At 37.3% G+C, this 18,077-nt stretch carries 18 protein-coding genes and 1 tRNA gene; 11 read left to right on the top strand and 8 right to left on the bottom strand.

Annotated elements, in window-relative coordinates; all coding sequences use genetic code 11:
- Nucleotides 1-88 precede the first annotated feature (88 nt).
- Both carA and rpoN read right to left on the bottom strand, forming a co-directional pair.
- Nucleotides 89-1,186, bottom strand: a complete 1,098-nt coding sequence (carA, locus tag C8N28_RS10345) for a glutamine-hydrolyzing carbamoyl-phosphate synthase small subunit (protein WP_132224524.1) — start codon at nucleotides 1,184-1,186, stop codon at nucleotides 89-91.
- Between the two features lie 217 nt (nucleotides 1,187-1,403).
- Nucleotides 1,404-2,876 carry an RNA polymerase factor sigma-54 gene (gene rpoN / locus C8N28_RS10350; protein ID WP_132224526.1) on the bottom strand — a complete coding sequence of 491 codons (1,473 nt, stop codon included), beginning with the start codon at nucleotides 2,874-2,876 and terminating at the stop codon, nucleotides 1,404-1,406.
- A 209-nt stretch (nucleotides 2,877-3,085) separates the two neighbouring features.
- Here rpoN and mscL point away from each other — a divergent pair, with 209 nt between their 5' ends.
- The 5 genes from mscL to tsaB all read left to right on the top strand — a co-directional run bounded on the left by mscL (nucleotide 3,086) and on the right by tsaB (nucleotide 5,180).
- On the top strand, nucleotides 3,086-3,490 hold the full coding sequence (gene mscL / locus C8N28_RS10355) for a large-conductance mechanosensitive channel protein MscL (protein ID WP_132224528.1): 405 nt from the start codon (nucleotides 3,086-3,088) through the stop codon (nucleotides 3,488-3,490).
- Nucleotides 3,491-3,595: 105 nt separating this feature from the next.
- The gene (rpmH, locus tag C8N28_RS10360; RefSeq protein WP_132224529.1) at nucleotides 3,596-3,754 is read left to right on the top strand and encodes a 50S ribosomal protein L34; all 159 of its coding nucleotides are present in this window, start codon (nucleotides 3,596-3,598) and stop codon (nucleotides 3,752-3,754) included.
- A 73-nt stretch (nucleotides 3,755-3,827) separates the two neighbouring features.
- Nucleotides 3,828-4,220 carry a ribonuclease P protein component gene (locus C8N28_RS10365; RefSeq protein WP_132224531.1) on the top strand — a complete coding sequence of 131 codons (393 nt, stop codon included), beginning with the start codon at nucleotides 3,828-3,830 and terminating at the stop codon, nucleotides 4,218-4,220.
- Nucleotides 4,192-4,446, top strand: a complete 255-nt coding sequence (gene yidD / locus C8N28_RS10370; RefSeq protein ID WP_132224533.1) for a membrane protein insertion efficiency factor YidD — start codon at nucleotides 4,192-4,194, stop codon at nucleotides 4,444-4,446. The genes C8N28_RS10365 and yidD overlap by 29 nt, the downstream gene beginning before the upstream one ends.
- 32 nt (nucleotides 4,447-4,478) lie before the next feature.
- Nucleotides 4,479-5,180 carry a tRNA (adenosine(37)-N6)-threonylcarbamoyltransferase complex dimerization subunit type 1 TsaB gene (gene tsaB, locus C8N28_RS10375; RefSeq protein ID WP_132224535.1) on the top strand — a complete coding sequence of 234 codons (702 nt, stop codon included), beginning with the start codon at nucleotides 4,479-4,481 and terminating at the stop codon, nucleotides 5,178-5,180.
- Between the two features lie 44 nt (nucleotides 5,181-5,224).
- Here the strand turns inward: tsaB and C8N28_RS10380 are convergent, their stop codons facing one another.
- Entirely contained in the window at nucleotides 5,225-7,777 is a 2,553-nt protein-coding gene (locus C8N28_RS10380) for an adenosylcobalamin-dependent ribonucleoside-diphosphate reductase (RefSeq protein WP_132224537.1), read from the bottom strand.
- A 261-nt stretch (nucleotides 7,778-8,038) separates the two neighbouring features.
- The gene (locus tag C8N28_RS10385) at nucleotides 8,039-9,601 is read right to left on the bottom strand and encodes a hypothetical protein (protein WP_132224539.1); all 1,563 of its coding nucleotides are present in this window, start codon (nucleotides 9,599-9,601) and stop codon (nucleotides 8,039-8,041) included.
- Nucleotides 9,602-9,682: 81 nt separating this feature from the next.
- Here C8N28_RS10385 and C8N28_RS10390 point away from each other — a divergent pair, with 81 nt between their 5' ends.
- The 3 genes from C8N28_RS10390 to C8N28_RS10400 all read left to right on the top strand — a co-directional run bounded on the left by C8N28_RS10390 (nucleotide 9,683) and on the right by C8N28_RS10400 (nucleotide 13,242).
- Nucleotides 9,683-10,066, top strand: a complete 384-nt coding sequence (locus C8N28_RS10390; protein WP_132224541.1) for a DUF423 domain-containing protein — start codon at nucleotides 9,683-9,685, stop codon at nucleotides 10,064-10,066.
- Nucleotides 10,067-12,517 (top strand): replication restart helicase PriA, encoded by a 2,451-nt coding sequence (priA, locus tag C8N28_RS10395; RefSeq protein ID WP_132224543.1) that lies wholly within the window; start codon nucleotides 10,067-10,069, stop codon nucleotides 12,515-12,517.
- 68 nt (nucleotides 12,518-12,585) lie between these two features.
- Nucleotides 12,586-13,242, top strand: coding sequence for a protein-L-isoaspartate(D-aspartate) O-methyltransferase (locus C8N28_RS10400; RefSeq protein WP_132224545.1), 657 nt, complete (start codon nucleotides 12,586-12,588; stop codon nucleotides 13,240-13,242).
- Between the two features lie 14 nt (nucleotides 13,243-13,256).
- Here the strand turns inward: C8N28_RS10400 and panB are convergent, their stop codons facing one another.
- Nucleotides 13,257-14,072, bottom strand: a complete 816-nt coding sequence (gene panB, locus C8N28_RS10405; protein ID WP_132224547.1) for a 3-methyl-2-oxobutanoate hydroxymethyltransferase — start codon at nucleotides 14,070-14,072, stop codon at nucleotides 13,257-13,259.
- A 47-nt stretch (nucleotides 14,073-14,119) separates the two neighbouring features.
- Between panB and C8N28_RS10410 the strand changes: the two genes are divergently transcribed.
- Nucleotides 14,120-14,776: a metal-dependent transcriptional regulator gene (locus C8N28_RS10410; protein ID WP_132224549.1), complete on the top strand. Its 657-nt coding sequence runs from the start codon at nucleotides 14,120-14,122 to the stop codon at nucleotides 14,774-14,776.
- Between the two features lie 2 nt (nucleotides 14,777-14,778).
- On the top strand, nucleotides 14,779-15,237 hold the full coding sequence (smpB, locus tag C8N28_RS10415; protein WP_132224551.1) for an SsrA-binding protein SmpB: 459 nt from the start codon (nucleotides 14,779-14,781) through the stop codon (nucleotides 15,235-15,237).
- A 25-nt stretch (nucleotides 15,238-15,262) separates the two neighbouring features.
- Here the strand turns inward: smpB and obgE are convergent, their stop codons facing one another.
- From obgE to C8N28_RS10430, 3 genes are all read right to left on the bottom strand, one after another.
- Nucleotides 15,263-16,261, bottom strand: a complete 999-nt coding sequence (gene obgE, locus C8N28_RS10420) for a GTPase ObgE (RefSeq protein ID WP_132224553.1) — start codon at nucleotides 16,259-16,261, stop codon at nucleotides 15,263-15,265.
- 12 nt (nucleotides 16,262-16,273) lie between these two features.
- Nucleotides 16,274-16,849: an adenylate kinase gene (locus C8N28_RS10425; protein WP_132224555.1), complete on the bottom strand. Its 576-nt coding sequence runs from the start codon at nucleotides 16,847-16,849 to the stop codon at nucleotides 16,274-16,276.
- A gap of 59 nt (nucleotides 16,850-16,908) precedes the next feature.
- Nucleotides 16,909-16,982 (bottom strand) — tRNA-Arg (locus tag C8N28_RS10430).
- 216 nt (nucleotides 16,983-17,198) lie between these two features.
- On the opposite strand from C8N28_RS10430, the gene C8N28_RS10435 reads away from it, so the two are divergent.
- Nucleotides 17,199-18,053, top strand: coding sequence for an alpha/beta fold hydrolase (locus tag C8N28_RS10435; RefSeq protein WP_132224557.1), 855 nt, complete (start codon nucleotides 17,199-17,201; stop codon nucleotides 18,051-18,053).
- The last annotated feature ends 24 nt before the right edge of the window (nucleotides 18,054-18,077 follow it).

The following is an 18,077-nucleotide window of genomic DNA, read 5'->3' on the forward strand; positions in this document are numbered from 1 at the left end:
AAAAGGAATGTCAAATATAGGATATTTTAATTAAAATATTATTTCTCTAAATATAATACAATCTAACTAATCTGTTGTGCTTATGAAGTTATCGTATTGTATCTATGAAGTTATCAAAAAGGTACACTGAATCGTGTGGGCCTGGTGAAGCTTCCGGGTGATATTGTACAGAAAATGCTTTCTTTCCTTTAACCCGGATACCTTCAATGGTATTATCGTTCAGGTTTCTATGTGTGATCTCTACTTTGTCTGATTTCTCTACATCAGCGGCTATGATACCGAAACCATGGTTCTGGCTGGTAATTTCGCATTGGCCGGTAATAATGTTTTTAACAGGGTGGTTTATTCCACGATGCCCGTTAAACATTTTCTCTGTTCCGATTCCATTTGCCAGTGCAAGTAATTGATGTCCTAAGCAAATACCAAACATTGGTTTTTCTGAAGCGATGATATCTTTAACGGTTTCCAGCGCATAAGGCATTGCTGATGGGTCGCCGGGGCCGTTTGATACGAAATAGCCTGCAGGTTTCCATTCTTCCATTTCTGCGAAGGTAGTTTTGGCAGGGAATACTTTTACGTAAACATCACGATTGCCGAAGTTTCTCAGGATGTTTTTCTTTATTCCTAAATCTAATACAGCTATTCTGTATTCAGAGTTTTCATCTCCGTAATAATAAGCTTCTTTTGTCGATACTTTTGAAGATAGCTCAAGACCTTCCATGGATGGTACTTCTTTTAAGCGTGTTTTTAGCTCCTCAATGTCCAGGATTTCTGAGGATATGATAGCATTCATTGCTCCTTTGTCGCGGATATGACGAACAAGTGAGCGTGTATCAATGTCTGAAATACCGACTAAGTTTTCTTCTTCAAAATAGTTCTGAATAGACTTACTCGACATTTTTCTGCTCGGTGTAATGTTGTAGTTTTTGCATACCAGACCTGCTATTTGAATTTTCGCCGATTCCTCTTCATAATCGCTTATACCATAGTTTCCAATATGTGCATTGGTGCTTACCATGATTTGCCCGAAATAGGATGGGTCTGTAAAAATTTCCTGGTAACCGGTCATTCCAGTATTGAAGCAAATCTCGCCTGTTGTGGTTCCGATTTTTCCGGCTGCTTTACCATAATAAACAGTGCCGTCTTCTAATAATAAAATAGCTGGTAGATTTGTGTAAGTAGTCATTCTTTTAATTATTTCTTTTTCTAAATAGTAAGGCGTGAAAATTTTCAGAAATTATCGGATAAAAAAAATGGCCATTGAAGGCCTCAAATAAATGGAAAAGATGATTTATACCGTTGTTTTTGACAGTATCTTTGCATTGGGGAATGAAGTAAAAGACTTCAATTTTCACAAAGGACAAAGGTAAGAATTTTTTAATATATGTTTAAGCTTTTTTTAATTAAAGTTCTTTACGTAATCGGGCAACGGGGATATTCATAGCCTCCCGATATTTTGCTACAGTTCTTCTTGCAATGGGATAGCCCTTTTCCTTTAATATATCAGTTAACTTTTCGTCGGCCAGAGGTTTTCGTTTGTCTTCATTGGCAATGCACTCCTCTAATATTTTCTTGACTTCTTTATTAGATACTTCTTCTCCACTTTCTGTTTGAATGGCTTCTGAGAAAAAAGATTTTAATAAGAAGGTGCCGAACTCTGTTTGTACATATTTTGAGTTTGCCACACGTGAAACAGTGGATATATCCATATCAACCCGGTCTGCGATATCTTTCAGGATCATGGGACGTAAATTTCGGTCATCTCCTGTAAGAAAATATTCGTATTGATAGTTCATGATGGCACTCATGGTTTTTAAGAGCGTTTGCTGTCTTTGTTTGATGGCATCAATGAACCATTTTGCAGAATCTAGTTTCTGTTTTACAAACTGAACAGCTTCTTTCATCTTCTTATCTTTCTGATCTGATTTTTCATAATGCTGAAACATTTCCTGGTAGGATTTGCTTACCCGGAGTTCGGGCGCATTGCGTGAATTTAAAGTCAGAATTAATACACCGTCGTTGTTCTGAATATGGAAGTCGGGAATAACATGAAGTTGTTTTCCTGCAGCGGCTCCGGAATCGCCCGGTTTGGGGTTTAACTTTAAGATTTCATCGATAATAGCTTTCAGTTCTTCTGAATTGATGTTCAGAGTTCTTTCTAGCTTGTCATAATGTTTTCTTGTAAACTCTTCGAGGTGATTTTCTATAAGCTGTATAGCCTTTTGTATGGTTATGTTATCGCTGTCTTTCTTTCTTAATTGGATTAGTAAGCATTCTTGCAGATTGCGGGCTCCAACACCCGGAGGATCAAAGCGCTGAACTTTTTCCAACACATTGAGGATTTCTTCCTCGCTGGCAATGATATTTTGAGAGAAAGCCAGATCGTCTGTTAAAGATTCGATCGGGCGGCGCAGATAACCATCATCGTCTAAGCTTCCTATAATCTGATGGCCAATCAGTGAATCTTTTTCTGATAGAGACAGTAAATCTAATTGCTGCTTCAGGTTTTCAAAGAATGAATGCTGAATAGCTATTGGAATTTCTTTGCGGTCGTCTTCATCGTCATTGTTATGATTGCTTGAGCCGCTGTAATCATTGATATTGTCATCTTGTAAGTATTCCTCGACATTGAATTCTTCGTTATCCGAGGTTTGTTCTTCCTGCGTGGCTTGGTCGCCCGGATCTTTGTCGGGATAATCCTCTTGCGGCTCGTTCATATTTGCAAGGCTGAGATCTTCGAGAGCGGGGTTTTCCTCAAGCTCTTCTTTGATTCTTGCATCTAATGAAACGGTAGGCACCTGCAGTAGTTTGATAAACTGTATCTGCTGAGGTGATAGTTTTTGTAATAGTTTTTGTTGTAGACTTTGTTTAAGCATATTCTTTATACAGGGCAAACTTACATTAAAAACTGTAAAAATTTGCTGCTTGACAAAAATGCAGTTTCTGTTATATATGTTATTAGTGTTAATATAAAAAATCTTGTCGGTATCTTTATATTAATTTTCTTTTCTGGTAAAAATGAGTTTTAATTTTTCTAATATTGTAATACAATTTTTTCTTATCTATTCATTTAAACGACGAAACAATGGGAATGATTAAAGAATTTAAAGAGTTTGCCATGCGTGGCAGCGTGGTAGATCTTGCTGTCGGTGTGATTATTGGTGCTGCTTTTGGAAAGATCGTAACATCATTAGTTGATGATATGATTATGCCAATCGTAGGATTTATTACTGGTGGAATCGACTTTTCTTACATGAAATATGTGATAAAGGAGGGTGATGCCGCTAATAATGTTCCGGATGTGGCCATTATGTATGGTAATTTTATCAATGTAGTTGTTCAGTTCCTGATTGTTGCTTTCGTCATATTTTTGGTGATAAAAGGGATTAACTCATTACAGAGAAAGAATAAAGCAGAAGAGCCTGCACCTATACCTGGACCGACCCAAGAAGAACTACTTGCTGAAATTCGGGATTTGCTAAAGAAATAGATGTAAAATATTATCGTGTGATTATTTGATAATATAACGATTAAGGTTTACATTTGCATTCTCAATTTTTTTAGAATTAATATACAAGAGTTTTAATATAACGTCATGAAAAGAACATTTCAGCCTTCGCAGCGTAAAAGAAGAAATAAACACGGATTCAGAGAGCGTATGAGCACTGCAAACGGTAGAAGAGTTTTAGCTGCCAGAAGAGCTAAAGGAAGAAAAAGATTATCTGTATCTGACGAAGGTCGTCATAAATCTTAATTCATTATTAGCTGGTTGCTTTTCTACCTTATTATCCGTTAGGGTTTGAGTGTATTTGAGAAGTACCTGTTAAATGAAAAAAAATAAATTTAAAAAAGAAGAACGGCTTTGTAATAAAAGACTTATCAATGTCCTTTATGAAAGCGGTTCTTCTTTTATTTTATACCCTTATAAGGTAGTATTCCATCCGACCGACGAGCTTGCCGTACCTGTGCAAGTTTTGATATCTGTACCTAAACGAAGGTTTAAGCGTGCTGTTGATCGTAATTTATTGAAGCGCCGGATCCGGGAAGCTTATCGTTTACAAAAGAACAGTTTAATATATCCATCTCTGGGAGATAATCACATTTTGCTTTCTATTCAATATATAGGAAATAAGATTGAGCCTTATGATTATATTTTCAGCAAGATGAACGCACTTATGCTTAAATTGCACGATGAATATAGCAAAGTTCATATGGGATAAAGTTATAAAGAAGTTTTTTGGGTGGTTGTTTTTATTGATCATCCGAATCTATCAGATCTTTATTTCTCCTCTTTTTGGTGCTTCATGTCGTTATACACCAACCTGTTCTCAGTATGGCCTTCTCGCCATTAAAAAATATGGCCCTTTTAAAGGGGGGTGGCTGGCTCTGAAAAGAATTGGCCGCTGTCATCCATGGGGTGGCCATGGCCATGACCCTGTTCCTTAAAACACATTTATAAATAATAAATATCTTTGTGCATGAAAATCCTTCAGATTGAAACCGCTACTTCTGTTTGCTCCGTTGCTTTGTCTGTTTCTGGGACAACGACTCATTTGGCTGAATTGGATGAGCCCAATGCGCATGCTGCTAAGCTAACTCGTTTGATTGAACAGGTTGTGCAGGAAGCATCGTTGACTTTATCTGATCTGGATGCTATAGCAGTGAGTAAAGGGCCGGGCTCTTATACGGGTTTGCGTATTGGTGTTTCTACGGCAAAAGGATTGTGCTATGGACTGGAGATTCCTTTAATAGCCATTGACTCATTGCACTCGTTGGCAGCTGGCTTTGTGCATAAAAATGTAAGCTTGCCTGCAAATGCATTGGTTTGTCCGATGATTGATGCACGCCGTTTAGAGGTATATACAGCAGTTTTTAATAAAGATCTGGTATTACAGCAGCCTACTAAAGCTCAGATCATTGATGTAAATTATTTTGATTCCTTGCCTTCGGATATCCCCTTAGTTTTGTTTGGAGACGGTGCAGATAAGTTTAAAGAGATGTTTGCTGATAAGAAGAATATTCGGGTAGTTTCTGATTTCAGACAATCTGCCGCTTTTCTTAGCAAGCCGGCTTATGAGGCATTTCTTAATTCTGATTTCGAAGATGTAGCTTATTTTGAGCCTTTTTATCTGAAAGATTTCGTTCCTATGAAACCTAAGAAAAAGCAAGAAGGAGTATAAATATATACTCCTTCTTCTTGTTATTTATCTAATGTCAATCTTGTTTACCCACATTTAGATGAGCCACAATCTTTACAGGTCAGGCATCCTTCCTGGTAGTGTAAGTTTGTTGAATTACAGTTCTGACACTTTTGCTTAGTTGCTTCAGTACCATCCGGAACATAGCGTTTCAAGGCACGGGCAACACCATTTTTCCAGGTATTGATAGATTCATCTAATTGTAAGCTGCTGATCAGGTCAACCACTTTTTCAATAGGCATTCCGTGACGCAATGTGCTTGAAATTAGTTTTGCATAATTCCAGTATTCCGGATTGAATTTATAGGATAGTCCTTCAATGGTTGTTTTGTATCCACGTTTGTTTTCGTATTGGAAGTCATAACGGGAAGTTCCATCTTCATTGTAGTTTTTGATGATGAGTCCTTTATTCAGCCATCTTGGGATAATTATTCCATCCTCATCGTCTGTAAGACCCGTAAATATTTCATAAGGACGATCGTCTATTAATCCGATAAATGCTATCCATTTATCTTTGTTGTTTTGGAAGCGGACAATGTCAGCATCTAAAACGGTTGGACGAATGGTCGGGAATATAGAAAGACCTCCTATGGTTTCTTCTTCTTTCTTTTCTTCGTTTGAAATAAGAACTCCGGCACGAGATCCATCGCGATAAACGGTTACCCCTTTACATCCTGCTTTCCAGGCTTCCATGTAAAGCTCACCTACAAGATCTTCGGACACATCGTTCGGCATATTAATGGTTACGCTAATGGAATGATCTACCCATTTTTGAATAGCACCTTGCATTTTAACCTTCTTAAGATAGTCTACATCATTGGATGTAGCTTTATAATAAGGAGATATTTCAATAAACTTATCAAGCTCTGCCTGAGTATAGTTCCTGGTAATATCGTGTCCATTAATTTCCATCCATTCTTTAAAGCGATGGTGGAATACTACGTATTCTTCCCAAGAATCACCTACTTCATCTACGAAATCAACGCGCACATTTTTATCATTGGGATTAACTTTTCTTCTTCTTTTGTAAACAGGAAGAAATACTGGTTCAATTCCAGATGAAGTTTGTGACATCAAACTGGTGGTTCCTGTTGGCGCAATGGTAAGTAAGGCAATGTTTCTTCTGCCATACTCGGTCATCTGATAATAAAGTTCAGGATCAGCTTCTTTTAAACGCAATACGAAAGGGTTGTTTTTTTCTCTTTCGGTATTGTATATAGCAAATGCACCACGGTCTTTTGCAGTTAAAACAGATCCACGGTATGCTTCGATAGCCAATGTTTTGTGGATGTTAACTGAAAATTCTACTCCTTCATCGCTTCCATATCTTAAGCCTAAGGCAGCTAACATATCACCCTCTGCAGTGATTCCTATGCCGGTTCTGCGACCTTCTTTTGCTTTTTTACGGATTTCTAACCATAAGTTATGTTCAACTCCCTTAATAATGATATCTTCCGGGTCGTTTTCAATCTTTTTTAAGATGGCATCAATCTTTTCTAATTCAAGATCGATGATGTCATCCATGATTTTCTGTGCATAATGCACGTGTTTTTTGAACAGATCCCAGTTGAAGCTTGCCTTTTCTGTAAAAGGATTATCAACATAAGAGAATAGGTTGATAGCTAATAAGCGGCATGAATCATATGGACAAAGAGGTATTTCTCCGCAAGGATTGGTGGAAACAGTTTTATAACCCAAGTCTGCATAACAATCAGGTAAAGATTCGCGGATGATGGTATCCCAGAATAGAATTCCCGGTTCAGCAGATTTCCATGCATTATGAACAATCTTTTTCCATATTCTGCCAGCGTCTGTCTGGTTTTGATGGCTAGGATTGTTGCTTTCAATAGGATACTGCTGTGTATAAGGCGTATTGCTTTCTACAGCACGCATAAAGGCATCGTCTATACGAACGGATACATTGGCACCTGTAACCTTACCTTGAGTCATCTTGGCATCTATAAAGCTTTCTGCATCTGGATGTTTTATAGCAACTGACAGCATGAGAGCTCCTCGTCGGCCATCTTGTGCTACCTCACGGGTAGAGTTAGAATAACGCTCCATGAAAGGAACTAGTCCGGTAGATGTTAGCGCAGAGTTTTTTACAGGTGAGCTTTTTGGCCGGATATGAGAAAGGTCATGACCAACACCTCCTCTTCGTTTCATTAATTGTACCTGTTCTTGATCGATCTTCATAATTCCTCCGTAGGAATCGGAAGGGCCGTCTGAGCCAATTACAAAGCAGTTTGAAAGAGAGGCGATTTGGAAAGGATTTCCAATTCCTGTCATCGGGCTGCCTTGAGGTATGATGTATTTGAAATCCTTTACCAGATCGAATATTTCATCTTCTGTTAATGGATTTGAATAGTTCTTCTCGATTCTGGCTATTTCACTGGCAATTCTCCGATGCATATCATCCGGAGTTTGCTCAAATAAAGTTCCGTAAGAATCTTTTAATGCATATTTGTTTACCCAAACGCGAGCAGCAAGTTCATCGCCTTTGAAATATTTGAGGGAAGCCTCGAATGCTTCATCCAAGGTGTAGGTTTTAGTTTTTTCGGTGGGCTTCGTTATTTCCATATCAATTTGGGGTTTTGTATTATTTAATGAACTATATTGATAATATACCTGAGAATAAAATAGTATAAACAAATATACCTTTTTATAATTTTATTTTAAACTCAAAAATGAAGATTGGTGTAAATGTTTACAAACATTTAATGTTAATATGTTGATAACAAGATAATTGTGTTTTTATAATTGTGGAGAAGTTTTATTTTTTGACAATTATATAGAAATCTGTGCTAGAAGAATTAAAAAATTATGTATGGTTTATAAGGGTTATTCAGCTAGAAACCTGCCATACAGGTTGGTAATGAACTGATCACCGTTTCCGGATAGCTGTAATGAGAAGGCATAGAATTTTTTGAACCCAAAGTTAGTTGAATTCTGATAGTTTTTTAGAAAAGGTGCGTTTAGATTTCTTTCGATGGCAGCATCTGAGTTTTCACGTTGAATAAAAAGTGAAAAGTTAGATGATGTAGCTTGAAGTTCATTGTAGAGAATGTAGTTTTCATCTTTAATCAAAAGGTCATTCTCATTAATGTTTTCTAAGTACGCGGCTAAAATGGATTCTGTATTTGCTAATACAAGGTATCCGTTTGCATAGGTAAAGAATGGTCTTTTAAAATCTTTGAATGGATCTCCCAGGGAGTAATATAGAAGATTGGAATTGTCGAATTGGCGACTGCTGCTATCACTGCTTGCTGTACTTATTTTATTGGCAATTTGAGAATATTCTAATGAATCACGAATAGCAATTAATCCGATCTCTTCTCCTGATTTCAAAGTAAGTTTGGCAAATTCATTTCCCCAGATAGATAGCAGTTCATCGTCAACAACGACATCATTCTCACTTTCAATATACCTGATCTGCTCTTTTAGCTGCTTTATTTCGTTTCGTTTTTCTAAGATCTTTTCAAGATTATTATGGAAATCTGTATAGTCTGAAATGCCATAAGTCGCGACTTCAGCGGTATTTCCGGGTAACCAGTTTTTTAATTGATGAGTGACCGGCTCTTGTGAAAGAAAGAGACTTAAATAAGATGAATCGGAGGAAGAGACAGAACTTGTGCCGCTGAACATAAGTACGTCAGACTTATAATTTAAATCGAGTGTCGATACACCATCCAGAGATTCAAATAAAGGAAGAGCACCTGTTTGTCTTTTAGCGAATAAGGAAAGAAATGACTTTAGTTGACTGTGGTTAATATAGAGTTGTAAGGGGGAATTGTTTTTAAGGTTGTTCTCCTGAAACTTTTCCAGAAAAAGCTCAGAAAGGTGTTCCGATTCTTTATCTAATGAGTGTTCGATCAGTGATTTTGAAAAGCTAAGCATAGCTCTATCCGGTTGAATGGAGGCGTAGACCTTTTTAGAGATAGAAGGTACGGATAGTTCAAAATAGCTGATATCGCCATTTTCAATCAGCCTTGAATTTGCCGTTGAACTAAAGTTAGCTTTAAAAAGATCAAAGTCATCGACAGTTTTAAGAGGAATGTTTAGTAGCCAGTATAAACTATCGTTTTCATTATGAAAAGAAAGATATATGGGCTGCTGGCTTGTAGCAGCTATAAAATTATTATTCTCAAGAAAGGTTGTTTTAAGAGTTTTAAGTTCGTTTATCTCTTCTTTTCCAAGTATAAATTCAAAGCCTTTATAATCTTTGAAAAGATCGTAAAAGGTTGAATCGTTATCGAATGATAGCAATAGTGCAGCATTTGCAGGAATGGCGGCCAGGTATTGCTTTGAAGCATTATGACCTTCATTTAATCGCGAAAAATATAAACCTGAAACAATGATTATTGCAATTAATAAGAAAACTATAAGAAAGATTGTTTTTTTCATGTTTGCTAACAAAGTTAAATATTTAAGAGCGAAGGGAACGAAAATCTAAAAGGTTTATTAAATTTAACCGAAATTAGCATTATGAACAAACGTATTATTCTTATCGCAACGTTATTTGGTCTTACGGGTGTAATTCTCGGAGCTTTTGGGGCACATGGACTTGAGGGCAAAGTGAGTGCTATAAGCTTGGATAATTGGAAAACTGCTGTTAGTTATCAGTTCTATCATACATTTGCTATATTATACCTATCTACTTTCTCCAGAGCTAAGAACGGCTTGATCAATTTTTCTTTCATCGCTTTTTCGCTGGGTATTATTCTTTTTTCCGGTTCTCTTTATTTATTAGCAACGCGGGAAATAAGCGGACTTTCTGTTTCGTTCCTGGGCCCTATAACTCCATTAGGTGGTTTGTTTTTTATTTTGGGATGGATAAGTTTGTTTATAGCAACCATAAGGCATAAATAATTGAAGACTTATTTCGTAGATGTAATTTTACCCCTTGCAATTGGGAAAACCTATACATATCGTATACCCAAGCAATTTAATGATTCAATAGCGGTAGGTAAGCGGGTGGTGGTTCAGTTTGGAAAAACAAAGATCTATTCGGCTATTATTCATAATGTTCATGAGAAAGCTCCTGAACGCTATGAAGCAAAATACATATTGGATGTACTGGATGAGAAGATTATTGTAAAGGCTGAGCAACTTGCTTTGTGGGAATGGATTGCTGATTATTACTTATGCCAGTTAGGTGAAGTGATGCAGGCTGCTTTGCCTTCGGCTTTGAAACTGGCAAGTGAAACTAAGATCATTGCTGCCGATCTGGATACGATTGATCGTAATGAATTAAATGAGAAGGAATATCTGATATTGGATGCATTGGAGATATCGCCTGAAATAAAAGTCAGTGATATTATCAAACTATTAGGTCAGAAGACAGTTTTACCCATCCTAAAAGGTTTACTGGACAAGGGTGTTATTCGTATTTCGGAGGAGATAGCTGAACGCTATAAACCAAAAAAGAAAGCTTTTGTCAGCTTAAACCCTGTTTATGAAGATCAGGAGGCAAAGCGTGAGTTGTTTGAAAGCTTAAACAGGGCTCCTAAGCAACTGGATGCAGTGATGACTTATATTCACTTTAAAAGAAGTCAGGAAAAGATTTCAAAAGCTGAATTGTTGGAAAAATCGGGCTGCGGAAGTTCAGCTTTAACTGCTCTGGTTAATAAAGAAGTTTTCAATATCCAGGAGGAGGTAGTTAGTCGGATTTCTGAGAACAGTGATGAGTTTTTAAAAGAGGTAATATTAAGTGAAGCGCAACAGAAGGCGTTTGATGAAATCAAAGAAGGGTTTATCAATAAAGAGATTGCTTTGTTGTATGGTGTAACGGCATCGGGTAAAACAGAGATTTATATTAAACTTATTCATGAGGTAGTGGATGAAGGTAAATGTGCTTTATACCTGCTTCCTGAAATTGCGTTAACTACTCAAATAATAGAAAGGCTGCGTTTTCATTTTGGATCGAAGATAGGTGTATATCACTCTCGTTTAAGTGAGAATGAAAGAGCTGAGGTTTGGAAGAAAGTGCTTGATGGAGAAATTCAAATTGTATTGGGAGCTCGTTCTTCTGTGTTTCTTCCATTTTGTGATTTAGGACTGGTGATTGTGGATGAAGAGCATGAGGTTTCTTATAAGCAATTTGATCCGGCACCGCGATACCAGGCAAGGGATACAGCTATTTTTTTGGGGTATTTGCATCAGGCTAAAGTTTTATTAGGTTCAGCAACACCTTCTATCGAGAGTTATTACAATGCTAAGGCTGGGAAATACACGTTGGTAGCTTTGAATCAACGTTATGGAACAGCTCAATTACCTGTTATTGAAATTGTCAGTTTAAAATCGGATGTAAAGCAAAAAGCTGCTAATCCGTATTTTACACCAACTTTGATCAAGAATATTGAAGAAACGCTGGCAAAGAAAGAGCAGGTTATCTTGTTTCAGAACAGAAGAGGGCATACACCAATTTTGCTTTGTGCTACCTGTGGCTATTCTCCTAAATGTATTCATTGCGATGTGAGTTTAACATACCATAAGAGCAGCGGACAAATGCATTGTCATTATTGTGGTTTTCGTGAAGATCTTATCCATGTTTGTCCTGCTTGCGGCTCTACTCATCTTCAGAATAAGGGTTTTGGTACTCAGCGTATTGAAGAAGAACTTGGTTATTTATTGCCGGATGCAAAGATGGCAAGGCTGGACTTAGATTCAACACGTTCTAAGTATAGTTTTGAAAAGATACTTGCAGATTTTGATGAGCATCGTTATGATATTTTGATCGGTACGCAGATGGTTGCCAAAGGTCTTGATTTTGGGAAAGTTAGCTTAATTGGGATCATTAATGCTGATAGTTTGATTAACTATCCTGATTTCCGCGCATTTGAAAGAAGCTTTTCGATGTTATCTCAGGTAAGTGGCAGAGCCGGGCGCCGGGATATTCAGGGAAAGGTAATTATTCAGGCTTATGCTACTGGTCATCGTATCTTGGAGCAAGTGGTGAATCATGATTATGAAACGATGTTTCTGACTGAAGTAACTGAACGTAAAAGTTATGGTTATCCGCCATTTTACAGGTTAATTAAAATAGAAGTTAAGCATAAGGATAATCTTCGGGTTGTAGATTGTGCAAACCGATTGGCAATACAATTACGTCAACAGTTTGGTGAACGTGTATTGGGGCCTGAAGAGCCTTTAATTGGGCGGATTAGGAATTACTATATCAACACTTTATTGTTGAAAATGGAACGCGCTACTGTCAGTATTTCCAAAGTGAAAGAAGTTCTTAGAAATACTCTTGAGAGCTATCATACTGATAAACTGAACAAAGGATCATTCTTGCATGTGGATGTAGATCCTTATTAATTCTTTCTTATTTATTAAGTGTATTTTGTTTCAATAGAAAGGCTTTTTTTGTGTATTTTTGGCTAGTTATGGCCTATAAGTTTATTGATAATTACCGGGAAAAAGGAGCTAGAAAGTTGCTGGTGAAATTGCTCGAAAAGCGTGGTATTGAAGACAAGAGTGTTTTGAGAGCGATAGGAAAAGTTCCACGGCATTTCTTTTTCGACGAAACTTTCTGGATTAAAGCTTATCAGGATATTGCCTTTCCTATTGGCGATGGCCAAACAATATCTCAGCCTTATACAGTGGCTTATCAAACCGAGTTGCTGCATATTAAAAAAGGGGACAAAGTTCTTGAAATAGGCACGGGGTCGGGTTATCAGACTTGTATTCTTATGGAATTAGGGGCGGAGGTCTATACCATAGAAAGACAAAGAAATCTTTATGAACGTGTAATCCAGGTTTTACCTCATATGGGTTACTGGCCTTCTTTCTTTTATGGGGATGGTTCGAAAGGAATTGAAGAGCACGCGCCTTACGATAAGATAATAGTTACTGCCGGTGCGCCCATGGTGCCGGAGGTTATGTTAAAGCAACTCAAAATAGGGGGTATTCTTGTGATACCTGTGGGTGATGAGAAGCAGCAAAAGATGGTGACAATTTTGAGAGTAGGAGAAGATGATTTTGATCGGATAGAATTAGATACCTTTCGCTTTGTTCCTCTTGTGGGCGATGAAGCCTGGTAATTGATATTTCTTAGTTAATATTGTTCGTCTGTATTTGGGAAGGTGTTATCTTTCACATCGCTTATATACTGTTGTACGGCACCTTTAATCTCACCATGTAAATTTAAGTACTGCCTTAAAAATTTAGGCTTGAAGTTTTCGGTCAGCCCCAGCATATCATTTACTACCAATACTTGTCCATCACAACCCATTCCGGCTCCTATACCAATTAATGGAATTCGTGAATGGTTTGATAAGTCGGCAGCTAATTTGGCCGGTATTTTTTCCAGAACGACTGCAAAACATCCAGCTTCCTGAAGGATATGGACGTTGTTTTTCAAGGTGTGAGCCTCTGATTCACTTTTTGCACGTACTCCGAATCCTCCGAATTGATTGACTGATTGAGGTGTTAGCCCAAGATGTCCTACGACCGGGATGCCTGCTGAAACTATTTTTTCGACTGTTTCCTGGATTTCTGCTCCTCCTTCTAATTTAACACCGTGTGCTCCGCTTTCCTTCATAATCCGGATTGCTGATTCTAAACCTTTGCTTGATGAACCTTGATAACTTCCAAAAGGTAAGTCGACAATTACCATGGCTCGTTTTACTGCTCTTACAACAGATGAAGCATGGTAAATCATTTGATCTAAGGTGATTGGTAGTGTTGTACTGTGTCCTGCAAAGACATTGGCAGCAGAATCGCCCACCAATATTATCTCAATGCCGGCCTGATCCAGGATAGTCGCCATTGAATAATCATAAGCTGTTAACATCGTTATTTTTTCACCAGAATTCTTCATCTCCATGATGACAGAAGTGCTGATGCGTTTCATTTCTTTGTGTTCAGACATAACACAAATGTAAATAATTCATTTCATTTTTTGCTATCTTTGTTCGTATGTTAACGATAACCGAAGAGAACTATTTAAAAGCATTGCTGCATCTTTCTTCTCGTGAAATAAAGAATCCAGGTGTTGGAACGAATCAACTTGCAGTACAATTAAATGTCCGTCCGGCTACAGTTAATAATATGGTTAAGAAGTTGAGAGATAAAGAGTTGGTTGATTCTGAGAAGTATGGGAAGATATCTCTTACAAGTAAGGGTAAAGCGCTGGCTGTACAGATTATCAGAAAGCATCGGTTGTGGGAAACTTTCTTATTCACAAAGCTTGATTTTACCTGGGATGAGGTACATGAAGTAGCTGAACAGCTTGAACATATTCAGTCTGAAAAGCTAATTGAGAAGTTGGACAAATTTTTGGATTATCCGCAGTATGATCCACATGGAGATGAAATTCCTTCTAAAAATGGTAAGTTTAAAATTGAAGTTAAAAAGACTTTAGCCGATTGTAAGCCAGGTTCTATATGTGAGGTTGTATCTGTAAAGGATAATGATACCGATTTCTTGCAGTATGTAGGTTCTCTTGGTATTGGGATTAATAGCAAAGTGGAAGTGATCAATAAATTAAATTTTGATGGAACACTTTCTTTGCAAATAGATGATAATAAGGTCAGCGTTTCGCAAAAGATAGCTGAGAATATATATATAAGATAATTATGAATTTGTCGTCAGACATTAATGTAAAGAACAAAAAGGCTTATTTTGAATACCATATACTCGATAAATATATTGCTGGTATTTCCTTGTTAGGTACGGAAATTAAGTCGATCAGATCGGGTAAGGTTAATATCAATGATTCATTTTGTTCCTTTTTGGATGGTGACCTGTATATTCGTAATATGCATATCTCGGAATATTCTCATGGGTCATTTTATAATCATGAGGCACGTAGAGACCGGAAATTACTATTGACAAAAAAAGAACTTAAAAAGCTTTTAGTTAAGGGAGAGGAGCGAGGTTATACGATCATTCCTTTAAGAATGTTTATTAGTAATCGCGGTTTTGCTAAATTGGAGATAGCTTTAGCGCAGGGTAAAAAAGATTTTGATAAACGAGATACCATTAAGGATCGCGAAAATAAACGCGAGCTTGACCGGGTGATGAAGCGCGGTTAGTTGTTCATTCATTACAACAACAGAGCTAATCTTGTATTGCTCTCCAGATTAAATCTTTTAATTCCGATAAATTCTTTTGCGTAGCCGCAGATACAAAAACATAAGGTACGTCTTTCGGAAGTTCCTTTTCCATTTCTTGTTTTAGCTCATCATCCAATAAATCAAGTTTAGTGATTGCTAAAACGCGTGGTTTATCGATAAGTTCAGGGTTATACTCTGTTAGTTCCTTTAATAGAATTTCATATTCCTGAGTAATACTTCTCTCTGTATCAGAAGGAATGGTAAATAATAATACAGAATTTCTTTCGATATGTCTTAAGAATCGGTATCCTAATCCCTTGCCTTTTGAAGCGCCTTCAATAATTCCGGGAATATCTGCCATGATAAAAGATTTGTTATCACGATAAGAAACAATTCCCAGGTTTGGCACGAGTGTGGTAAAGGCATAATCTGCGATCTCTGGTTTAGCTGCAGATACTACTGATAAAAGCGTAGATTTACCAGCATTCGGGAAGCCAACTAATCCGACATCTGCCAGAATTTTTAATTCTAATATCATCCAACGTTCTTGACCTGCTTCTCCGGTTTGTGCGAAACGCGGCGTTTGTTTGGTTGCGCTTTTGAAGTGCCAGTTTCCAAGACCGCCACGACCGCCGGGGGTTAAGATTTTCGTTTCGCCATCTTCAGTGATTTCAAAAAGTATTTCACCTGTTTCAGCATCTTTTGCAACCGTTCCTAAAGGGACTTCTAAGATATCATCTTTTCCATCTTTGCCTGTACTAAGTGATTTACCGCCATTCTCTCCATTTTCAGCAATTACGTGCTTTCTGAATTTTAAATGGAGCAGGGTCCAGAGTTGTTTATTTCCTTTTAATATAATATGTCCACCACGACCACCATCACCTCCATCCGGACCACCTTTGGCTGTATTTTTATCTCTATGGAGATGCGCAGAGCCAGAACCTCCTTGTCCCGAACGGCAGCATATCTTTACATAATCAACAAAATTGGAGCCTTGGGACATTTCTTTTCTTTTTTAATTTAATTTTTCAATAACCTCAGATATCTTTTTAAAGATATCGTCGATTGAGCCAATACCATAAACTGTATTAAGCTTTCCCTGTTGTTTATAAAAATTAGCAACGGGTGTGGTTTTTGATTGATATTCAGCAATACGTTTGCGAATTATTTCCGGATTGGCATCATCAGCTCTTCCTGAGTCTTTTCCACGTAAAAGCAATCTCTTTTCCAGTTCATCTTCGTTTACTTCGAGAGAAATCATTCCGGCAATCCGCTCGTTATGCTTTTGTAACAGAGCATCCAAAGCTTCTGCTTGTGCAACCGTTCTTGGAAAACCATCAAAAATGAAACCTTTAACATTTGGGTTTTCAGTTAATTTGTTGCTGATCATTCCTATTACCACTTCGTCAGGGACTAATTTTCCCTCATCCATTAGCTTTTTTGCTTCTAAGCCTAATGTGGTGCCTTTGCTTATTTCATTTCGAAGTATATCTCCTGTTGATAAATGAATCAGTTGATATTTCTCGATTAGCTTTTGTGATTGAGTTCCTTTACCAGCTCCTGGTGGGCCAAATAATACTAAGTTTAGCATAGTAGTATAAAGTTAAAAAGCCTAATCAGCTGTTAGATTAGGCTTTGTAATGTAAATTGTGCACTTGAAGGGAGTCGAACCCCTAACCTCCTGATCCGTAGTCAGGTGCTCTATCCAGTTAAGCTACAAGTGCGTCCTGAATCGGAATGCAAAGATATGATTCAAATCTAATATCCGAAAATATTTCTACTAAAATATTGAATTAATTTTTTAGTCTTCCAGAATGAATAACGGCTGTGCTTGGCATTCAGTTGATTAATGCTTTTCTTTATCGTAATTTTTCAGTGTAATTAAATCAGATTGAAATTCTTTGACACTATTCTTCACTTTTAATGTTATATTTAGGAGTATGAAAATTTCCAGTTATCTGCAATTTAATGAAAAAGTTACGATAAAGCGTAAAACGGTTCGCGTCAGGGATATAAGTATTTCTTATTTACTTAAAGATAACCCTCAAGCAGAATCTACAATCATTTTTATTCACGGTTTCCCATTTAATAAGAATATGTGGATTGGTCAGTTGGAGGCCTTACCATCTGAGGTTCGAGGGATTGCAATGGACGTTCGTGGTCATGGAAACACAACAAGCGGGCATGGATTTTTTAATATTGATGTATTTGCGAAAGATTTAATCGCATTTATTGAAACTTTAAAGTTAGGCAAAGTTGTAGTCTGTGGGATTTCTATGGGCGGTTATATTGCTTTAAGGGCTTTTGAATTGAGATCTGATTTGTTTTCGGGCATTATTTTAAGTGATACCCATTCTTTTGCAGATACAGATGCAGGAAAGATTAAGCGATTTGCTACGATTGAGTCGGTATTAAAGCATGGAAAAAGAATTTACGCAATCGGGTTCGTAGCGAATATATTCTCTAAGAAATCTATTGATGAGAAGCCTGAGATTGTAGATCTTATAAAAAGTTCTATTCGCAGAAATACGGAATCAAGCATATGTGCTACCTTATTAGCTTTGGCTTCAAGGACAGATACGACAGCTGTTCTGAAGGATATATCTGTTCCCGTTTTGATACTTCGTGGGGAGGAGGATAGTATTGTTTCTATGGAGCAAGTGGAAAGTATGGAAGAATTAATACCAGATGTAAAGCATATCGAAATTCCAGATTGTGGACATCTACCTAATCTGGAGAATCCGGTACGCTTTAATGGAGAAATCAGAAACTTCTTAATAAGTAAAATTCTTTAGACTCCTGTTTTGTGGATATTCTAT

Source organism: Albibacterium bauzanense, assembly GCF_004339765.1.
GTDB lineage: Bacteria > Bacteroidota > Bacteroidia > Sphingobacteriales > Sphingobacteriaceae > Albibacterium > Albibacterium bauzanense.

Bases quoted from the DNA above. Each gene is read 5' to 3' on its own strand.
- tsaB (WP_132224535.1), top strand. From the start codon at position 4,479: ATGAAAATCCTTCAGATTGAAACCGCTACTTCTGTTTGCTCCGTTGCT.
- C8N28_RS10390 (WP_132224541.1), top strand. From the start codon at position 9,683: ATGAACAAACGTATTATTCTTATCGCAACGTTATTTGGTCTTACGGGT.
- C8N28_RS10410 (WP_132224549.1), top strand. From the start codon at position 14,120: ATGTTAACGATAACCGAAGAGAACTATTTAAAAGCATTGCTGCATCTT.
- C8N28_RS10385 (WP_132224539.1), bottom strand. From the start codon at position 9,601: ATGAAAAAAACAATCTTTCTTATAGTTTTCTTATTAATTGCAATAATC.
- C8N28_RS10380 (WP_132224537.1), bottom strand. From the start codon at position 7,777: ATGGAAATAACGAAGCCCACCGAAAAAACTAAAACCTACACCTTGGAT.
- C8N28_RS10400 (WP_132224545.1), top strand. From the start codon at position 12,586: ATGGCCTATAAGTTTATTGATAATTACCGGGAAAAAGGAGCTAGAAAG.
- panB (WP_132224547.1), bottom strand. From the start codon at position 14,072: ATGTCTGAACACAAAGAAATGAAACGCATCAGCACTTCTGTCATCATG.
- C8N28_RS10435 (WP_132224557.1), top strand. From the start codon at position 17,199: ATGAAAATTTCCAGTTATCTGCAATTTAATGAAAAAGTTACGATAAAG.
- mscL (WP_132224528.1), top strand. From the start codon at position 3,086: ATGGGAATGATTAAAGAATTTAAAGAGTTTGCCATGCGTGGCAGCGTG.
- C8N28_RS10365 (WP_132224531.1), top strand. From the start codon at position 3,828: ATGAAAAAAAATAAATTTAAAAAAGAAGAACGGCTTTGTAATAAAAGA.
- C8N28_RS10425 (WP_132224555.1), bottom strand. From the start codon at position 16,849: ATGCTAAACTTAGTATTATTTGGCCCACCAGGAGCTGGTAAAGGAACT.
- yidD (WP_132224533.1), top strand. From the start codon at position 4,192: ATGAATATAGCAAAGTTCATATGGGATAAAGTTATAAAGAAGTTTTTT.
- carA (WP_132224524.1), bottom strand. From the start codon at position 1,186: ATGACTACTTACACAAATCTACCAGCTATTTTATTATTAGAAGACGGC.
- obgE (WP_132224553.1), bottom strand. From the start codon at position 16,261: ATGTCCCAAGGCTCCAATTTTGTTGATTATGTAAAGATATGCTGCCGT.
- rpmH (WP_132224529.1), top strand. From the start codon at position 3,596: ATGAAAAGAACATTTCAGCCTTCGCAGCGTAAAAGAAGAAATAAACAC.
- rpoN (WP_132224526.1), bottom strand. From the start codon at position 2,876: ATGCTTAAACAAAGTCTACAACAAAAACTATTACAAAAACTATCACCT.
- smpB (WP_132224551.1), top strand. From the start codon at position 14,779: ATGAATTTGTCGTCAGACATTAATGTAAAGAACAAAAAGGCTTATTTT.